At 70.9% G+C, this 18,147-nt stretch carries 18 protein-coding genes and 2 pseudogenes; 14 read left to right on the top strand and 6 right to left on the bottom strand.

The window, feature by feature from the left end; all coding sequences use genetic code 11:
- The first annotated feature begins 150 nt into the window (after nucleotides 1-150).
- From RIN75_RS34540 to RIN75_RS34500, 9 genes are read left to right on the top strand one after another with little or no spacing between them, the layout of a single operon-like run.
- Nucleotides 151-1,212, top strand: coding sequence for an Ldh family oxidoreductase (locus tag RIN75_RS34540; protein ID WP_309116285.1), 1,062 nt, complete (start codon nucleotides 151-153; stop codon nucleotides 1,210-1,212).
- Entirely contained in the window at nucleotides 1,209-2,753 is a 1,545-nt protein-coding gene (locus RIN75_RS34535) for an NAD(P)/FAD-dependent oxidoreductase (protein ID WP_309116284.1), read from the top strand. Before RIN75_RS34540 ends, RIN75_RS34535 begins: the two co-directional genes overlap by 4 nt.
- Before the next feature lie 20 nt (nucleotides 2,754-2,773).
- Nucleotides 2,774-3,508, top strand: coding sequence for an SDR family oxidoreductase (locus RIN75_RS34530; RefSeq protein ID WP_309116283.1), 735 nt, complete (start codon nucleotides 2,774-2,776; stop codon nucleotides 3,506-3,508).
- Entirely contained in the window at nucleotides 3,505-5,097 is a 1,593-nt protein-coding gene (locus RIN75_RS34525) for an FAD-dependent monooxygenase (protein WP_309116282.1), read from the top strand. Before RIN75_RS34530 ends, RIN75_RS34525 begins: the two co-directional genes overlap by 4 nt.
- Nucleotides 5,094-5,741, top strand: a complete 648-nt coding sequence (locus RIN75_RS34520; protein ID WP_309116281.1) for a hypothetical protein — start codon at nucleotides 5,094-5,096, stop codon at nucleotides 5,739-5,741. Before RIN75_RS34525 ends, RIN75_RS34520 begins: the two co-directional genes overlap by 4 nt.
- Entirely contained in the window at nucleotides 5,738-6,199 is a 462-nt protein-coding gene (locus RIN75_RS34515) for a cupin domain-containing protein (RefSeq protein ID WP_309116280.1), read from the top strand. The genes RIN75_RS34520 and RIN75_RS34515 overlap by 4 nt, the downstream gene beginning before the upstream one ends.
- Nucleotides 6,200-6,210: 11 nt before the next feature.
- Nucleotides 6,211-6,621, top strand: coding sequence for a RidA family protein (locus RIN75_RS34510; protein ID WP_309116279.1), 411 nt, complete (start codon nucleotides 6,211-6,213; stop codon nucleotides 6,619-6,621).
- The gene (locus RIN75_RS34505) at nucleotides 6,618-7,502 is read left to right on the top strand and encodes a fumarylacetoacetate hydrolase family protein (RefSeq protein ID WP_309116278.1); all 885 of its coding nucleotides are present in this window, start codon (nucleotides 6,618-6,620) and stop codon (nucleotides 7,500-7,502) included. Before RIN75_RS34510 ends, RIN75_RS34505 begins: the two co-directional genes overlap by 4 nt.
- The gene (locus tag RIN75_RS34500) at nucleotides 7,495-8,538 is read left to right on the top strand and encodes an XdhC family protein (protein ID WP_309116277.1); all 1,044 of its coding nucleotides are present in this window, start codon (nucleotides 7,495-7,497) and stop codon (nucleotides 8,536-8,538) included. The genes RIN75_RS34505 and RIN75_RS34500 overlap by 8 nt, the downstream gene beginning before the upstream one ends.
- Nucleotides 8,539-8,542: 4 nt before the next feature.
- On the opposite strand, the gene RIN75_RS34495 is transcribed toward RIN75_RS34500, so the two are convergent.
- From RIN75_RS34495 to RIN75_RS34485, 3 genes are all read right to left on the bottom strand, one after another.
- Nucleotides 8,543-8,809 (bottom strand): hypothetical protein, encoded by a 267-nt coding sequence (locus tag RIN75_RS34495; RefSeq protein WP_309116276.1) that lies wholly within the window; start codon nucleotides 8,807-8,809, stop codon nucleotides 8,543-8,545.
- Between the two features lie 76 nt (nucleotides 8,810-8,885).
- Nucleotides 8,886-9,629, bottom strand: a complete 744-nt coding sequence (locus RIN75_RS34490) for a FadR/GntR family transcriptional regulator (protein ID WP_309116275.1) — start codon at nucleotides 9,627-9,629, stop codon at nucleotides 8,886-8,888.
- Between the two features lie 58 nt (nucleotides 9,630-9,687).
- Nucleotides 9,688-11,028 (bottom strand): MFS transporter, encoded by a 1,341-nt coding sequence (locus RIN75_RS34485; protein ID WP_309116274.1) that lies wholly within the window; start codon nucleotides 11,026-11,028, stop codon nucleotides 9,688-9,690.
- Between the two features lie 193 nt (nucleotides 11,029-11,221).
- Here RIN75_RS34485 and RIN75_RS34480 point away from each other — a divergent pair, with 193 nt between their 5' ends.
- Genes RIN75_RS34480 through RIN75_RS34470 form a run of 3 tightly spaced genes read left to right on the top strand, consistent with a single transcriptional unit; the run spans nucleotide 11,222 to nucleotide 14,428 of the window.
- The gene (locus tag RIN75_RS34480) at nucleotides 11,222-12,670 is read left to right on the top strand and encodes a four-carbon acid sugar kinase family protein (RefSeq protein ID WP_309116273.1); all 1,449 of its coding nucleotides are present in this window, start codon (nucleotides 11,222-11,224) and stop codon (nucleotides 12,668-12,670) included.
- Between the two features lie 23 nt (nucleotides 12,671-12,693).
- Entirely contained in the window at nucleotides 12,694-13,527 is an 834-nt protein-coding gene (locus tag RIN75_RS34475) for a class II fructose-bisphosphate aldolase (protein ID WP_309116272.1), read from the top strand.
- A 7-nt stretch (nucleotides 13,528-13,534) separates the two neighbouring features.
- On the top strand, nucleotides 13,535-14,428 hold the full coding sequence (locus RIN75_RS34470; RefSeq protein WP_309116271.1) for an NAD(P)-dependent oxidoreductase: 894 nt from the start codon (nucleotides 13,535-13,537) through the stop codon (nucleotides 14,426-14,428).
- Nucleotides 14,429-14,656: 228 nt separating this feature from the next.
- Here RIN75_RS34470 and RIN75_RS34465 read toward each other — a convergent pair.
- The 3 genes and pseudogenes from RIN75_RS34465 to RIN75_RS34455 all read right to left on the bottom strand — a co-directional run.
- Nucleotides 14,657-15,323, bottom strand: a pseudogene (locus RIN75_RS34465) (response regulator).
- Entirely contained in the window at nucleotides 15,320-15,496 is a 177-nt protein-coding gene (locus tag RIN75_RS34460) for a hypothetical protein (protein WP_309116270.1), read from the bottom strand. Before RIN75_RS34460 ends, RIN75_RS34465 begins: the two are co-directional and overlap by 4 nt.
- Nucleotides 15,497-15,649: 153 nt before the next feature.
- Nucleotides 15,650-15,901 (bottom strand): annotated as a pseudogene (locus RIN75_RS34455) (transposase); the annotation flags it as partial.
- Between the two features lie 539 nt (nucleotides 15,902-16,440).
- Here RIN75_RS34455 and RIN75_RS34450 point away from each other — a divergent pair.
- Nucleotides 16,441-17,541 carry an MFS transporter gene (locus RIN75_RS34450; protein ID WP_309116269.1) on the top strand — a complete coding sequence of 367 codons (1,101 nt, stop codon included), beginning with the start codon at nucleotides 16,441-16,443 and terminating at the stop codon, nucleotides 17,539-17,541.
- 376 nt (nucleotides 17,542-17,917) lie between these two features.
- Nucleotides 17,918-18,139 carry a hypothetical protein gene (locus RIN75_RS34445; RefSeq protein WP_309116268.1) on the top strand — a complete coding sequence of 74 codons (222 nt, stop codon included), beginning with the start codon at nucleotides 17,918-17,920 and terminating at the stop codon, nucleotides 18,137-18,139.
- Nucleotides 18,140-18,147 lie beyond the last annotated feature (8 nt).

Here is an 18,147-nt window from a genome sequence, read left to right as displayed (position 1 = left end):
GCGAGCATCAACGCCGCCCGGCGGGACCGGACCCCACTGCGGCTCGCCGCCTGACGAGTGGACAGTGCCCGCGCGGAACGGATAGCCGCTCACCGCGCCCACTCCTACGGTTGCCCGACATCGCCGACCGACGACGCAGCGAGGTGCCAGGTGGACGAGCAGGACACGGTTCCGATCGCCGAGCTCACCGCGACGATCCGCCGGATCTTCGCCGCGGCGGGACTCGCCGACCGGGCCGCACAGGTCGTCGCCGAGTCCCTTGTGGACGCTGACTGCCGCGGAATTCCGTCCCATGGCACGATGCTCGTCCCGATGTACGTGGACCGCATCCGCCGCGGCTCGGTCAGCACCGCGGAGATCGCCGCTACCGTGGTCGACCTGGGTGCGGTGGCGACGCTGGACGGCGGCAACGCGCTCGGCCAGCTGACCGGCGACCAGGCGATGCGGCTGGCTGTGACCAAGGCGCGGCAGTTCGGCATCGGCGCCGTCACCGTCCGGCACGCGTTCCACTTCGGTGGCGCCTTCCGCTACGTGCTCGCCGCCGCCGAGCAGGGTTTCATCGGGCTCGCCGCCGCCAACACCCGGCCGCTGATGCCCGCTCCGGGTGGGGCGGCTCCGGTCGTCGGCAACAACCCGCTGGCGCTGGCGGCGCCTGTCGCGGGCCGCGCCCCGATCGTGCTCGACATGGCGCTGTCGGAGGCAGCGCTCGGCAAGATCCGCATCGCGGCCGCAGAGGACAGGGCCATCCCGGCGACCTGGGCCACCGACGGTCACGGCGTTCCCACCACGGATCCCGCCGCCGCACTCGCCGGAATGCTGCTCCCTTCGGGTGGCCCCAAGGGATACGGGCTCGCCGTGCTGGTCGACGTGCTCACCGGGGTGCTGTCCGGCGGAGCGTTCGGCGCCTCCGTGGCCGGGCTGTACGCCGACACCACGGTGCCCAACGACTGCGCCCACTTCTTCCTCGCACTCGACCCGGCCTCCTTCGGCGCCGGGTTCGCGGACCGCATGCGCGACCTCGCCGAAGCGATCACCAGCTCAGCAACGGCGCCGGGTGTGGAGCGCGTGTACCTGCCAGGGGAACTGGAGGCGCTGCGCCACGAGAATGCCCGTGCCGAAGGTGTCCGGCTGGAGCCCGCGGTGCGCGCCGCCCTCGCGGAAACCGCGCGTGAGCTCGGTGTCGAGCTCGTGAGGGCGGGCGGTGGACGATGAGCGACCAGGTCGACGTCGTCGTCATCGGTTCCGGCATCAACGGTCTCGTCGCCGCCGCCGAGCTGGCCAAGGCCGGCTGGTCGGTCGCCCTGCTGGAGCGCAACGACTTGCTCGGCGGGTTCATCGCCACCGAGGAACGCACGCTGCCCGGCTACCTGCACGACACGTACTCGTCCTGGCATCCGTTGTTCGTCTCGGGCCCCGCCTACGCCGCGCTCGGTGAGGACCTGCACCGGCACGGCCTGGAATACCGCAACACCGACTACCTCGTGACCGCAAGCGTCGCCGACGACGGACGGACGACCCTGGCCTACCGCGACCCCGAACGCACCGCCGGGCTGTTCGCCGACAGCCGGGACGGCGAGGCGTATCTGGCCGCGGTCAACGGTTTCCTCAAGATCGCCGAGCCGTTCGGCGCACTGCTCGGCTCGGAGCTCAGGTCACCGTCCACCATCCTCAAAGGACTGAAACTCGCTCGTGCCGCCGGCATCGGTCTGCTGCGCGACACCGTCACGAGCGGACGCGCCTACTGCCGCCGGGAGTTCCACGGCGACGAGGTCGACCACCTGTGGTCGCCGTGGCTGCTGCACGCGGGCCTCTCCCCCGACCACGCCGCCGGCGGGTTGATGATCCCGGTCCTGGCGGCGACCATGCACGGCTTCGGGCTGCCCGTCGTCGCGGGTGGCTCAACTGGGCTGATCGAGGCGTTCGGCAAGCTGTTCGCCGAGCTGGGTGTACAGGTGCACACCGGTACCCACGTCGAACGCGTCGTCGTCGAAGGAGGGCGGGCCGTCGGCGTGGTCGCGGCGGGACGGCGGATCAAGGCCAGGCGAGCGGTGCTGGCGTCGTGCACGCCGACCGCGCTCGTCCGGGACCTGCTGCCCCGCGACGCCGTCGAAGCCCGCTTCGCCGAGCGGGCCGAACGGTTCCGCTACGGCCGCGCGGCGATGCAGATCCACGTCGCGCTGTCCGAGCCACCCGCGTGGAGTGACGCCCTCCTGGGCCGAATCCCGCTCATCCACCTGTCGGACGGATCGGGGAGCACCGGCATCGCCTGCGCACAGGCCGAAGCGGGACTATTGCCCGCCAAGCCGACCGTTGTCGTGGGACAGCAACACGTGCTCGACCCATCGCGCGTCCCCCGAGGTGCCGCCGCGCTGTGGCTGCAGCTGCAGGAGGTGCCGTTCGCCCCAGCCGGTGACGCCGCCGGTGAGCTCGACACGAGCAACGGATGGACCCGCGAACTGGCCGATGCCTACGCGACGCGGGTGCTCGACAGGGTCGCCGCGCACGCTCCCGGCCTCGCTGCGACGATCCGCGCGGTCGACGTGGTCACGCCGGTCGATCTGGCCGCGCACAACGTCAACGCGGTGCACGGCGACCCGTACGGCGGCGCCGGCGAACTCGACCAGAGCTTCCTCTGGCGGCCAGGTCCCAGGGGCACGGTGCCCGGCCTCTGGCACATCGGCGCGTCGACACACCCCGGCCCCGGTCTCGGTGGCGCCTCAGGACATCTGGTGGCGCAGCGCCTGCTCGGCTGACTCGAACTCGAGGAGAACCGATGAAATCCACATTCGACGCCCAGGGCGAGGTCCTGGTCGTGACCGGTGGCGCGAACGGCATCGGCGCGGCCACCGCCCGCGCGTTCGCCGAACGCGGCGGAACCGCGGTGGTCTTCGACGTCGCCCACGCCGAGGAACTCGACGGCATCGCCGGTGTCGAGCAGCACCGCGTCGACGTGTCCGATCGCGAGGCGGTCGTGTTCGCCGTCGACGAGGTCCTGCGCAGGCACGGCCGGATCGACGCGTTGGTGGCCGGCGCCGCGGTGCAGCCGCGCAGCGACGTCGTCGGCATGGATCCCGACGTCTGGCGACGGGTGCTCGCGGTGAACCTGGACGGCGTCGTGTGGTGCGCCCAGGCCGTGTTGCCCGGCATGATCGCCCAGCGGTCCGGCAGCATCGTCGTGTTCTCCTCCGGCCTCGCCCACGCGGGCCGGGCCCAGGCATCGGCCTACGCGGCGAGCAAGGGTGCGCTGATCCCGTTCGCGAAGTCGCTGGCCGCCGAGGTGGCCGACTACCGGGTGCGGGTCAACGTCGTCTTCCCCGGCGTGATCGACACGCCGCAGTTCCGCGCGGCGAACCCCACCGGCGGCGAACGCGAGCACTGGGCCGCGACCACCGGGATCGGCTCGCCACAAGACGTCGTGGACTGCCTGCTCTTCCTGCTGTCCGACGCGGCCACGATGACCGGCTCGGTGCTGACCAGGGAACGGTCGTTCGCCCAGGAGGTGGCATGAGCCTGCCCGTCGCCGTGGTCGGCGGTGGTCCCGTCGGCCTCATCACCGCACTCGGCCTGGTGCACCACGGAATCCCGGTCGTGGTGTTCGAAGACGACGAAACGCTCTCGCTGGACACCAAAGCCGGCACCGTGCTCACCCGCACGCTGGAGGTGCTCCACCGGTACGACGCCGTCGACGCGGTGCTGCGTGAATCGCTGCGCATCGACGAGATCGGCGACCTCGATCGCGCGACCGGTCAAGCGCGGGAGAGCGTGCGCACCGGCTTGCTGGCCGGGGACACCCGCTTTCCCTTCGTGGTCAACATCCCGCAGCACCACCTGGAGCCCGTGCTGCGACGCAGGTTGGAGGAGCTGGCGCCCGGCATCGTCCACATGCAACACCGGATGACAGGTTTCGAGCAGCACGCCGACCACGTCGAGCTCCGCCTCGACACACCGGACGGGGAACGGCGGTTCGCCGCGCAGTACCTGCTGGCCTGCGACGGCGGCCGGTCCCGGACACGCGAAATGCTCGGCATCACGGTCGAGGGGCACACGCTCGACCAGCGGTACATGTTGGTCGACCTCGAAGTGGATCTCGACGTCGCCAACCCGCGCGACTACCCGTACCTGGCCTACTTCGGCGACCCCGCCGAATGGATGATCCTGGTGCGGCAGCCGCACTGCTGGCGGTTCCTCTACCCGCTCGAACCCGGCAAACCGGAACCGGACCGCGCCGAGCTCGTGGCGAAGGCGAAGCGGTTCATCGGCGACGTCGACGGTCTGCGCGTCCTGGGCACCAACATCTACCCGGTGCACCACCGCGTGGCTGATCGCTGGCGCGACGGCCGGGTGTTCCTGCTGGGCGACGCCGCTCACCTAATCACCCCGATGTGGGCGCTGGGACTCAACACCGGCGTGCTCGACGCGTCGAACCTGCCGTGGCGCCTGGCGTGGGTGCTGAGAGGCTGGGCCGACGAGTCCATTTTGGACGGATACGAGCGGGAGCAGTCCCCGGTCGCGATCCGGGGTTCCGGCGAGATGGCCGAGGCCGCCCGCGCCTACATGGACCGCAGGCACGACGGCGTGTCCGCGATGGCCGGTGGCGGCTGGGGCGTCGCGATGACCCGCTCGTTGCTGGGTGTCCGGCTCGACGTCGACGGCACGGACGACTGGTCGATGATCGCCACCGGTGACTCACCCGGCCAGGTTCGGGCCGGCGACCGGCTGCCGGACGTGCGGCTCTTCGGCCCGGACGGCGCCGTGCACGTCCACGACCTGTGCGCCGACGCGTTCGTGGCGCTGTACTTCGCCGACGCACGCCGCACCCCGCGGCTGCCCGCGGGCTCCCCCGCGCTGCGGCGCCACCTGGTCAGCCGCTGGGACGCCCCTATGGATTCCGGTCTGCGTGACCGGGCGTTGTTCGATCCCGGCGAGCCGGCGACCCGACGGCTCGGTGTCGTACCGAACACCGCCGTGCTGGTCCGCCCGGACGGACACGTCGCGGCGATCGTGCCCTTCGACCCCGCCGACGCCGGTCACGACCCGGTCGGCGAGGCGTACACGCGGATCACCGGCCGGGCGCCGGTGGAAGGAGTGCTGACGTGACAGCGGGAACCACCGTGCACGCCCCGGACGGGACACCGGTCGTGCTCGCCGACATCGGCCAGACCGAGCTGCTGGCCAACGACCGGGTACGGGTGTGGGAGGTGGCGCTCGCACCCGGGGAGTCCCAGCCGTGGCACCTGCACCACAACCCGTACCTCGTGGTGAACCTCGAGGCCTCCCCCGGCCGGATGGACTGGCTCGACGGCGCACCACCTCGATACGTGAACGAGTACGTCGGTGGCGTGATCTTCCGGCCGACCTCACCGGTGCACATGCTCACCAACGTCGGTCCGACGCAGTACCGCAACCGCCTCGTCGAGCTGCTCGACATCGGCGAGCATGCGGTCGGCGACGTGGTACCCGCGCTCGTCCCGAAACCCGCCCCCGCGGGCGGGGACCCGGCCGGCCACCACGTCGTGTTCGAGACGGACCTGGTGCGCGCGTGGGAGATCGTGCTCGACCCCGGCGCGTCGTTCCCCCGCCACCAGCGCCGCAACCCGCACGTGGTCATCACGCTCGACGGCGACGAGGCCGGCTCCGTGCACTACGGCGAGCCCGGTGACGTCGAGCAGCTCGTCAACACGGGAAGCACCCGCTACCGCAGTCGCCTGATCGAACTGAAATACCTGGGAGAGAACCGATGACGACGCACCTCTCGGCGCCCGCGGCGTACTCCGGAGAAGCCGCCGACCGCGCCCGCGTGCCGCAGGAAGAAGGCGCGCTCAGCCGCTTCCGGGAAATCCTGCTGCAGACCGGCGACCTCGGGTGGGTCGACAAGACTCTCGCCGGTCTGTCGCACAAGATGTTGTGGCGTGACGACGAAACCGGCGCGTCCATCGCACTCGTGCGCTTCCAGCGGGGATCGGGCATCCCGTCCCGGCACGCCCACGCCTCGAACCAGTTCATGTACTGCCTGAGCGGCCGCTACACCTACGTGCCGACCGGCATCACGCTCACCGAGGGCGCCTTCTACTGGAACCCCAAGGGAGCCGCGCACGGCCCGACCGTCGCCGAAGAGGACTCCGTGCTGCTCGAGATCTACGACGGACCGCACTACCCCACCCAGCCCGACTGGTACAGCGACCCGGCGGACGCCCGCTGAAGGAGCCCTCCATGCCCAAGCAGGAAGTCATCTCACCCGACCTCGCCGTCCCGAACGGACACTTCGCGCAGGCCACCGTCGCTCCGGCGCAGGGCCGTCTGCTGTTCATCTCCGGCATGACCGCCCGCAACGCCGCCGGCGGCGTCACCGGTGTCGGTGACATCACCGCGCAGACCCACCAGGTGTGCCGGAACCTCGAGGCAGCGGTGAAGGCTGCGGGCGGCACGCTCGACGACATCACACGCGTCGACGTGTACGTGCGCAACATGGAGGACTTCGACGCGATCCACGCGGTGCGCAGACAGTACTTCACCGGCGTGGCACCGGCCTCCACCATGGTCGAGGTCTCCAAGTTCGTGAACAAGGACTACCTGATCGAGATCAACGCCATCGCCGTGCTGCCCGAGGACGTGCAGCGGTGAGGCTCGCCACCGTCCTGGTGGACGGCAAGGAGCACCTCGCAGCGGTGTACGACCACGGTGTCGCGGTCCTTCCTGCATCGGCCCCGACGCTGGACGACGTCGTCCGCGGCGGTCCCGAAGCACTCGCCGCGATCCGGCACGACCTCGGCGACGTCGTCCCGCTGAGCTCTGTGCAGCTCGTGGCGCCGTTGCGCGGGTTCCGCCGCGACATCCTGTGCACCGGCTGGAACTACTGGGACCACTTCGAGGAGTCCAGCGGCAAGCGCGAAGGCCAGGACCCGGCGGACCGGCCCCGGCACCCCACGTTCTTCACCAAGGGCCCCGACACCGTCATCGGCCCGCACGACCCCATCGCCTTCGATCCGGCCATCTCCGCGAAGTGGGACTACGAGGCCGAGGTCGCGCTCGTCATCGGCAAGGACGGCCGGTCCATCCCCGAGGAACGGGCCTGGGAGCACGTGTTCGGCTTCTGCGTCGCCAACGACGTGTCCCAGCGCGACCTCCAACGCAGGCACGGCGGCCAGTGGCTCAAGGGCAAGAGCATCGACGCGACCATGCCCCTCGGCCCGTGGATCACCACCACGGACGAGATCGACGACCCGTACGCACTCACCGTGCGGTGCCTGGTGAACGGCGAGCAACTCCAGGAGGCGTCGACCGCCCAGGTCGCGTTCCGGTTCGAGCGGATCATCGCCGAACTGAGCTGGGGCATGACCCTGCGGGCCGGCGACGTGATCCTCACCGGTACCCCGAGCGGCATCGGCAACGCCCGTGAGCCCCAGGTGTTCCTCCAGCCGGGCGACGAGGTGGTCACCGAGGTGAGCGGCCTCGGCGAGCTCCGCAACCGCGTGGTCGCCCGCGAGTTGAGCAGCTATGCGTGACGTTCTCGACGACCTGTACGAACGGTGGAGCCGAGGCGAGGAGGTCGGTGTCGCGACCGTGATCGCCACCTCGTACTCGGCTCCCCGCCCACCGGGCACCACGATGATCGTCGCCGCGGACGGAACAGTCTCCGGCAGCATCTCGGGCGGTTGCGTCGAGGCGGCCGTGTACGAACTGGCCCAGCACGTGCTGGTCGAGGGAGTGCCTGTGCGGCAACGTTTCGGCATCGCCGACTCCGACGCCTTCGCCGTGGGCCTGACCTGCGGCGGGACCATCGAAGTCTTCGTCAGCCGGATCTCACGTATCAGCGTGCCCGAGTTCGGAGCCCTGGTCGAGGCCGTGCACGACAACCGGTCCGTCGCCCTGGCCACCGTCATCGAGCACCCCGACGCCGCGCAGGTGGGAACTCATCGCGTGATCTGGCCCGACACAACGGAATTCCAGGCCGCCACCGCGGCGAGGGAGTTCGTCCACACCTTCCAGCCGCCCCCGCGGATGCTGGTGTTCGGCGCGATCGACTTCGCCCGCGCGACCGCACGGCTCGGCGCGTTCCTCGGCTACCGCGTGACGGTGTGCGACGCTCGGCCGTTGTTCGCCACCACCGCCCGGTTCCCGGAGGCCGACGAAGTCGTCGTCGACTGGCCGCACCGCTACCTGGCCGCCGAGCTCGCAGCGGGCAGGGTGGACGCCCGCACCGTCGTGGCCGTCCTGACCCACGACGCGAAGTTCGACGTTCCCGTACTGGAAATCGCCCTGCGGGCCGATCTCGGCTACGTGGGCGCGATGGGTTCGCGCCGCACCCACAACGACCGGCTGACCCGGCTGCGCGCCGCTGGACTCACCGAGGACGAGCTGGCCACCCTCTCCTCCCCGATCGGGCTCGACCTGGGAGCACGCACCCCGGAAGAGACCGCGGTGTCCATCGCCGCGGAGATCATCGCTCTCCAGACGGACCGCGCGGGCCTGCGACTCACGCACACAGCAGGGCCGTTGCACGACCGGACGACGAACGCCAGACGTCCGCGCTGCGCGTGACGCGTCACGACAGCAGGTCGTCGCGTGTGAAGGTCCGATCGAAGGGTTGAGCCGTGCGGCCGTATCGGTCCTGAAACGAAGGAAGTCGTTCGGTCTCGTCGTCAAGGTCGAGGAAGTCGTCGGCCTGCGCGGCCGCGGTCGTGTTCTCCCGTCTCGCGTCGAGCACGGACTGGGGAATCGGGGACAGCTGCCGCGGGCACGCCAGGTAGACGGTGGCGCCGCCGGCCAGCAGGGAGGGCAGCATCAGCCCGGTGAGCCGGGGTGACAGCACGCCGGGAACGCGGGTATGGCGAAAGGCGAGTCCTCGGTGAGTGCCGCGCGGCGGTGCGGGTCGGCTCGGCGTGCGGCTAGGTCCGGTCGGGGTTGCGGTCGAAGACGTACGTCCCGAGGTCGTTCTCCGTCTGGCGCAGGTGGCCGTGCATCGCCCAGCGGGCCTGCTCGGGGTCCTGGGCGCGGATCGCCTGGAGCACGTTGCGGTGGTGTTCGATGGCGTGCTCACGGATCTCGGCGTGCGACGAGGTCTGCTTGCGGGCCTGCACCAGGAGTTGGCCCAGCGGATCGAACAGCACCGAGATGAACGGGTTCGCCGCGGCGTCGAGCACCGCCTGGTGGAACGCTATGTCGGCGGTCACGAAACCGTCCACGTCACCGGCGCGCGCCGTGTCCACCATGTCCTGGATGGCTTTCTGCATCTCGGCGAGGTCGTGGTCGGTGCGCCGGGCCGCCGCCAGTTCCGCGACGCTGACCTCGATGATCCGCCTCGCTTCGAGCAGCCGGTACGGGATGCCCTCGGCGGTGGCCCCTGGCAGCGAGCGGGCCGCGCGCAGCACCGCGTCCAGCGCCATCCAGCGGTCCGGCGGGTTCACGTAGGTGCCGCGGCCACGTTCCACCCGGACCACGTTGCGGGCGCGCAAGGCCTTGATCGCCTCGCGCACGGTCAGCCTGCTCACGTTCGCGCTCTCGGCGAGTTCGGTCTCGCTCGGCAGTGCGGAACCCGGTGGGTAGCGGCCGTCGACGATCTGGTCGAGGAGCTGGTCGGCCAGGTCGTCGGCGAGCGGGGCGCGTGGCATGGAACCTCCGGTGGCGGACATCAGATGTCCTTGCGGAGATCGTATGCCACGCGCTCCGCGGCGGGCGAGCCCGGCTGCCTCAGTCCGTGACCAGCGCGGGCCGCGCCGGGATGGCCGGGGCACGCCCGCGCAGGGACAGCACGAGCACACCGGACAGCGCCATGAAGCCGGCAACCACCAGCATCCCGGCCTGGAACGAGCCGGTGGTGTCTTTCAGCCAGCCGACCAGGTAGGGACCGGCGAAGCCGGACAGGTTGCCGATCGAGTTGATGAACCCGATGCCCGCCGCCGCGGCCGTGCCGACCAGGAACGTCGAGGGCAGCTGCCACAGCACCGGAACAGCGCAGAAGATGCCGACGGCCGTCACGGTGATCGCAATCATCGTCGTCAGCGGCGATCCGAGGTGCAGGGACACGGCCACGGCGGTCGCGCCGACGAACGCCGGCAGCGCGACGTGCCAGATCCGTTCACCGGTGCGGTCGGAGTGCCTGCTCCACAGCAGCATCGCCACCGTCGCCACGGCATAGGGCACCGCGGTGATCAGACCGACCTCGACCAGGCCGAACTTCGTCCCGGCGGCCGTCTGGAAGCCCTGGACGATCTGCGGCAGGAAGAAGCCGACCACGTAGAGACCGAACACGATGCCGAAGTAGATCAGCGAGAGCAGCAGGACCCTCGGGTGTATCAGTGCGCGCAGGGCACCGACCTTGTGGCCACTGGCTGCCGCGTCGTCCTCGGCCGCGATGGTCCGGGTCAGCCACGCCCGCTCCTCCTCACTCAGCCAGCGCGCCTTCTCGGGCCGGTCGGTGAGGAACTTGTACGCCAGGAAGCCGAGCGCGACCGCGGCCAGACCTTCGACGATGTACATGAACCGCCAGCCGGCGAGCCCGAACACGCCGTCGCCGTACCGGATGAGCAGCGTCGACAGCGGGGCTCCGAGCACCGTCGACAGCGGCAGGGCCGCGTAGAACAGCGACGTCATGCGAGCGCGGTCGCGACGCGGGAACCAGTAGGTCAAGTACAGGATCATGCCCGGGAAGAAACCCGCCTCCGCGATGCCCAGGATCACGCGCACCACGAAGAAGCTGGTCGGCCCCTGCACGAAGCCCATCGCCGCCGCCACCAGGCCCCAGGACACGACGATCCGGGTGATCCACAGCCGCGCGCCGAAGCGGTGCAACGCGAGGTTGCTCGGCACCTCGAACACGAAGTACCCCAGGAAGAACAGGCCCGCACCGAGGCCGAAGACGGTGGCGGTGAGACCGAGGTCCGCGTTCATCGTGAGCGCGGCGAAGCCGACGTTGACGCGGTCGACGTAGTTGATGAAGTACAGCAGTGCCATCAGGGGGATGAGGCGCCGGGCGGTTTTGGCGACCACCCTCCGCCCGAACTCGGTGTCCTGCGCGGTGAGGTCTGACATGGGTCGTCTCCTGGTGGAGCGGCGGGATTGGTCATCAGACGTCTGATTTGATTGGGCGGTACTATGCCACCGGGTTAACACCCTGTCCAGACCCGGTTTCCGGCATGTTTCCGACGTCGCGAGGGTTTCGCAGGGGTGACCAGAGGGCTACATTGGTCAGACGTCAGATCACCTCCGAAGGCGGATCACGATGATGCCCACGTCCACCGCGCCGACGCACGCGGTCCCAGAAAGCGGTCTGCTCTGGCCACTTCCCCCGGTTCGCGCCGTCGAACCCGCCGAGGTGGCCCGGCTGGCGGGTGCGTCGCAGCGCGCGCTCGTCGTGCTCGACGACGATCCCACCGGTACGCAGACCATCAGCGACCTGCCGGTGCTCACCAGCTGGTCGGCCGACGACCTGCGATGGGCGTTGCGCCAGAACACCCCGGCGTTCTACGTGCTGACCAACACCCGCAGCCTCGCCCCGGAGAGCGCCGCGGCCCGCAACCGCGAGGTCGTGGACGCGCTGGTCGCCGTCGCACGCGCCGAAGGGCGGCCGTTCGCGCTGCTCAGCCGCGGTGACTCCACGTTGCGCGGTCACTTCCCGCTGGAGACCGACGTGCTGGCCCGGTCGCTGGTGGACCACGGCTGCCACGCACCGGACGGCCTCGTGCTGTGCCCGGCGTACGTGGACGCCGGGCGGATCACCGTGGACGACGTCCACTGGATGCGCACCGCCGACGGGATGCTCCCGGTCGCCGCCGGCGAGTTCGCCAAGGACGCCACGTTCGGCTACCGCAGCTCCGACCTGCGGGAGTTCGTCGAGGAACGGTCGAACGGCCGGTGGCGGGCGGACGAGGTGGTCAGCATCGGCCTGACCGACATCCGCGTCGGCGGACCGGGGCGCGTGGCGGACCTGCTGTCCGCGCTCGACGGTGGCAGGCCCGCGGTGGTCAACGCGGTCTGCGACGACGACCTGCGCGTGGTCGCCCTCGGCGCGCTCGCGGCCGAGCGGTCGGGGAAGGTGCTGCTGTACCGGACCGGCCCCTCGTTCGTCCGCGCCATGACGGGTCAGACCGCGCGGCCACCGCTCACCCAGGTCGCCGTCGACCGTCCGGGTGCGAGCCGTCACGGCTTGGTGGTCATCGGCTCCCACGTCTCGCTGACCACCCGCCAGCTCGACCGCCTGCGGTCGGAGGGCGGCATCCGGGAGATCGAGCTCGACGTGGCGGAACTGCTCGCGCCCGAACGTCGTGACGCCCACGTGGCCACCGTCGCGGAAGAGGCCGTGGCCTGTTTGGACCGCGCCGACGCCGTCGTGCGCACGTCCCGTCGGCTGGTGACCGGCGCCGACCCGGCGGAGAGCCTCGCCATCGCGCGGCACGTGTCCAAGGCGCTCGTCGACGTGGTGGCCGCCGTTGCCGGTCGGCGCACGCCGCGGTTCGTGGTCGCCAAGGGCGGCATCACCTCCAGCGACGTGGCGACGGACGGGCTCGGAATGCGGCGGGCGTGGGTTCGCGGCACGCTCCTGCCGGGCATCGTGTCGTTGTGGTCACCGGTCGGCGGCGTCGCCACCGGCATCCCGTACGTCGTGTTCGCGGGCAACGTCGGCGACGACGACTCCCTCGCCCGTGTGGTGCGCACGCTGCGGGAAGACCGCTGATGCTGCTGCGCGGAGCAGGAGTGTTGACCGAGGCCGCTCGCGGGCGGACGGCGGTCGCCGGGTTCACGGCGTACAACCTGGAAACGGTCCAGGCTATCCGTGCCGCCGCCGAGGCCACAGGCGCACCGGTGATCCTCCAGGCGGGGGCGAGCGGGTTCCGGCACGGCGGGTGGGCGTTGGCGCACCTCGCCCTGGCCGCCGCAGCGGATTCGTCGGCGCGGATCGGCGTCCACCTCGACCACAGCCGGGACCTGGAGGAGATCCGGGCGTGCCTGGACCTCGGCTACACGTCTGTGATGGTGGACGGCTCCCACCTGCCGTTCCGGGAGAACGTCGAGCTGACCCGCGAGGCCGCCGAGCTCGCGCACGCGGCCGGCGCGTGGGTGGAGGGCGAGCTCGGCGCGCTGGCGGGCGATGAGGACCGATCGACCGATGCTCGCTCGGGCGCGTTCACCGACCCGCGCGAGGCCGCCCGGTTCGTCGAGGAGACCGGGGTGGACGCGCTCGCGGTCGCGGTCGGGAACGTCCACGGGTTCACGTCGACTCCGGTCCGGCTGGACTTCGACCGCTTGGCGGAGATCCACGCGTCCTGCCCGGTTCCGCTGGTGCTGCACGGCGCGAGCGGGCTCCCGCCGGCCGACCGAGAGGCGGCACTCGACCGCGGCGTGGCGAAGGTCAACGTCAACACCGAACTTCGGCAGGCGTTCCTCGCGGCGGTCGAAGAGGCGTTGCCCGATGACGGCCACGACCTCGCGGGCGTCCTGGCCGCCGGCCGTCGTGCCGTCGAACGGGTGGCGCACCGCACCGCGCTCGAACTCGCCCCCACCAGTCCCGCCCCGTCCTCGTCGCTGAAGTGAGGCACCGATGACCACCCCTACCCTCTCCCCCGTCCGTTCCGTCGCGTTCCTCGGGCTCGGCGCGATGGGCGCCCCCATGTGCCGACGACTGCTGCCGTTCCACGACGTCACGGTGTTCGATGTCGCCGCCGACCGCGTGGTGGAACTGCGCGAAGCCGGTGCGGCGGTCGGCGCCTCGCCCGCGGACGCCGCGAAGGGCGCCGACGCGGTCGTGCTCGCCGTCCGCGACGCCGCCCAGCTCCAGGCGTCGTTGTTCGGCCCGGACGGCGTCGCGCCGGTGCTGTCGCCAGGCGCGGTGGTGATCCTCACCAGCACCGTCGGACCCGCCGTCGTGCGGGACACCGCTTCGCGCCTCGCCGCGCTGGACGTCGCCGTGCTGGACGCCCCCGTCAGCGGCGGGCCGGTCCGTGCCGGCAAGGGCGACCTGGTCGTCATGGTGGGCGCGGAGACCGCGGTCCTGGACCGCTGCCGCCCCGTGCTCGACCGCCTCGCGTCGTCGGTGGCCCACGTCGGACCGCGCCCCGGCGACGGACAGGCCATGAAGGTCGTGAACCAGTTGCTGTGCGGCGTGCACATCGCGGCAGCCGCGGAAGCCCTCACCCTCGCCAAGGCGCTGGGAGTGGATCCGCAAGCGGCGTTGGACGTGCTGGGCAAGGGCGCCGCCGCGTCGTTCATGCTGGCCGACCGCGGACCCCGGATGCTGGCCGACGAACCACCGGTGCGCAGCAGGCTCGACATCTTCGTCAAGGACATGGGCATCGTCACCGACGTGGCCCGCGAAGCCGGGGTCGCCACCCCCGTCGCGGGTGCGGCCGAACAGCTCTACCTGCTGGGCAAGCGCGCCGGCCACGGCTCCCGCGACGACTCCCGCGTCATCGACGTACTGGATCCCCGCGCCTGATCCCCGCCCCGATCACGTCGCCCGCCGCGCCGCGACAGACGTTCGGCGCGGCGGGCGACAATCAGGAGCCTCCGACCGCGGTCTGACGTCGGTGCCGTCTCGCCGGTGGGACGCGCGAGTTCATGGCGGTGCGGGCGACGACGTCCGGCGCGGCGTTGATCGGCGGCTCGCTGCGCCGGCGCACGCAGTTCGGGACGTCCGCGATGGGTTGGGCGGCGGCGTGAACCGTCAAGGTAGCCAGCCCGGGCGGACCAGGCCGGCCTCGTAGGCGAACACCACCACCTGGGCGCGGTCCCTGGCGCCGAGTTCGACCATCGCGCGTGATACGTGGGTCTTGGCCGTGGCGGGGCTCACCACCAAGCGTGCGGCGATCTCGTCGTCGGACAGGCCCGTGGCGGCCGGCGCGACCACGTCCCGTTCCCGGTTGACGAGTTCGGCCGGCAGCCGCGGGACCGCGGGGACGGCGGTCCGGGCCGCGAACTGCTCGATCACCCCGCGCGTGACGCTCGGTGAGAGCAGGCCCTCACCGGCTGCCACCACCCGGACAGCGCGGACGAGTTCGGCGGGCACGGGTGTTCTTCACCAGGAAACCGGCAGCACCGCCGCGCAGGGCCTCGCCGACGTACTCGTCCAGCTCGAACGTGGTGAGCACGACGATCCGAACCCCGGACGGCGTCGGGTCGCCGGCGATCTGCCGGGTGGCGGCCAGACCGTCCACACCGGGCATCCGGATGTCCACCAGGATCACGTCCGGGCGAATCTGCCTCGCCAACCGGACCGCGTGCGCGCCGTCGCCCGCCTCACCGACGACCTCGATGTCCGGCTCGGCGTCCAGCAGCGCCCGGAAGCTCGCGCGAACCAAGGCCTGGTCGTCGGCGAGCACCACTCGGATCACGGGATGGGCTCCAAGTCGCTCGCAGTCGGGTGGTCGGCGGCCGCACCGAAGGGCAGGCGGGCGTGGACCCGCCGCCCGCCGTCGGGTGACGATCCGGCAGTCGCCCAGCCGCCCAGTGCGGCGGCGCGCTCGCGCATACCGGTGATCCCGTTGCCCGCCGGAGGGGGCGTCACTTCCGGCGACGTTCTAGTAGGGCTTTGTCAGGTGCTGTTGACCTGGGGTTTCGGTGGGTTGGGTCGTGGCCTGGACTGGTTGTCGGCAGGTGTGGCAGCGGCCGGTCCAGGCCGCGAGTAGGTGTCGGAGTTCGCGCAGGACGGCGTAGAGGGTCAGTCCCGCGCAGGGACTTTTGGAATGCGGCGCAGCTTGGTGCAGATGGCCTGGGCGACGGAGGCGAGGGTGACGTGGCGGTGCCAGCCGGTCCAGGAGCGGCCTTCGAAGTGGTCCAGGTTGAGGCCGTCTGTGAGTTCGCGGTAGTCGTGTTCGATGCGCCAGCGGATCTTGGCGATCTCGACCAGGTCGCGTAGCCGGATGTCGGTGCGCAGGGTGGACAGCCAGTAGTCGGTGGGCTGGGGTTCACCGGTGGTCCTCGTCCGCGACGGGGCCGGTGGCTCGGGTCCGCGCTCGCCGTCGCGCGTTGGTGAGTGGATACCGGCGTGGCGGCCTTCGTCACCGTCATGACCATCGGATCCGTGACCTCACAAGGGTTTTCAGTCCAAGGTCAAAGCTTCGGAGGTGGCTATGGCCACTACGTGGCGCTGTCCAGGTCCCCATCTTCTTGCGTCATAGGCAACATCGTATGCCTTAGCGGCAAGCCGGGCTTAGCGTCGTGTGCACATGGTCCGCAACGTCTGGGACCAGTGCACGAGAAAGGCAGGAGGCCATGGCTGTGACGACATCTCCGTACCCGAGTGACGCACTGCCCGGTGGGAATCGACGTGGTGGTGATCGGTGGGAGCGCCGCGGGGCTGAATGGTGCGCTGATGCTCGCCCGCTCCCCCCGCTCGGTCGTCGTAATCGACAGCGGTTCCCCGCGCAACGCGCCGGCGGAGGCCATGCACGACTTCATCGTTTTGGACGGCACACCGCCCCCAGAGATCCTGCGGTGGGCCGGGAGCACGTGCGCCATAACGAAGGGCGCGTCATCTTCGGCGGGGTGGCCGCGGCCGAGACCGCCGCCCCGTCGACGGACGGGGATCTGCGGTTCACCATCACCCTGGCCGACGGCCGAAGCGCGACCGCGCGCCGGGTCCTGGTGGCTACCGGCCTCGGCGCCCTTGTCTCCGTGATCGCCGTGACCGGCCTCATCTTCGTCTTGCAGGAAGGCCCCGAACGCGGCTGGACCGCGCCCGCGACACTGATCAGCCTGACCGTCGGCCTCGTCGCCGCCCTCGGCTTCGTGGCCTGGGAGCTGCACCGCCGCGACGCCTCGCTGCTGGACGTGAGCCTGTTCCGGGAGCGCGGACTGTCGGGCGGCTCGCTCGCTCTGCTGGTGGTCTTCGGTGTCCAAGCGGGCATCGGCGTGGTCCTCTTCCCGTTCTTCCAGGCCGTACTCGGCTGGTCGGGCCTGCTGTCCACGGTCGCGATGATGCCCATGGCCCTCGCGATGATGACGGCCTCCGGCCTGGCCCTCAAGCTGGCCGCAGGCATCGGCGCACGCTCGACCATGGTCGTGGGCATCGCACTGGCCGGCGTCGGCATGGCGCTCATGGCACTGTTCGTCTCCGCCGGCGGCGGCTACCTCTCCGTCCTGCCCGGCCTGCTCGCCATGGGCGTCGGCATGGGTTTGTCGATGACCCCGTCCACGGAGGCCATCACCGCCTCCCTGCCGCGCGAGAAGCAGGGTGTCGCTTCCGCCCTCAACGACGTCACCCGCGAATTCGGCACCGCACTCGGCGTCGCCCTGCTCGGCGCACTCGTGTCCGCCGGCTACCGCAACTCCATCGAGGACAAGCTGCACGGCATCCCCCAAGGCGCCGCGGACACCGCCAGGCAAGGTGTCGCCAACGCCGTCGAGGCGGCGGGCAGCACCGGCCCGCACGCACAGGACCTGCTCCGCGCAGCCCACCAATCCTTCGTCGACGGCTGGCAGCAGGCGATGTGGGCAGGCGCCGCCATCATGGGCGCCCTACTCGCCTACATCGCCCTCCTCGGCCCCAAGAACACCCCCTCCGTGATCGCGGACGAGACAGACCCCGCTGAGGCTGTCACCGTCGGCTGACCACACAAGAGCCGGGTCACAGCCCGAAGCAAAAGACAGAACCACCGCGCCCACTGTCGACAACGCTCGCGGTCAATACAGCTGGGCAACCCCGGTCGCCGCAGGTCCGCGACGACGTGGGCGCGGTGGGGTGAACCGTCAGCGTGGACTCCACCGTGGTGCGGGCGCCGGCACGCCGCCGGGCGGCGGCGAGCGGGTGCTGGGTCCTGACCATCCGACGACCAAAGTGATCAGGTCGAACCTCGACGTCGCGAGATCGACCCGACACTGCTCGCGCTCGATCGTCACCAGGCAGGCGGGCAGCAGCTCCTGAGCATCCGCTCGTCGGCAGAAGCGGACGTTCGTCCTCGTGCTCGATCAGCGGCATGGGAGTGCGTTGGAAGACAATTCCTGTGCCAGTGGCGCAAGACCCACGAGCCGGGTCGGCCTCGGCACCCGCGGCGACAAGCCCGGCGGACGAGGCAAGCGCAACGGCGGTAACGGCGGGGTCCACTCCGGCGGCTCGAACCCCAACCGCGAGGAGGCGACGGACGGCAGCTACACCAACGGCGACGGTCTGTGGCACCGGCCGGACGGCAAGGGGTGGGCCTGGTACTGATCTCAAGA

Source organism: Saccharothrix sp., assembly GCF_031180885.1.
GTDB lineage: Bacteria > Actinomycetota > Actinomycetes > Mycobacteriales > Pseudonocardiaceae > Actinosynnema.
The sequence above is the reverse complement of the archived record's forward strand: the minus strand, read 5'-3'. Positions and strand labels throughout refer to the sequence as shown.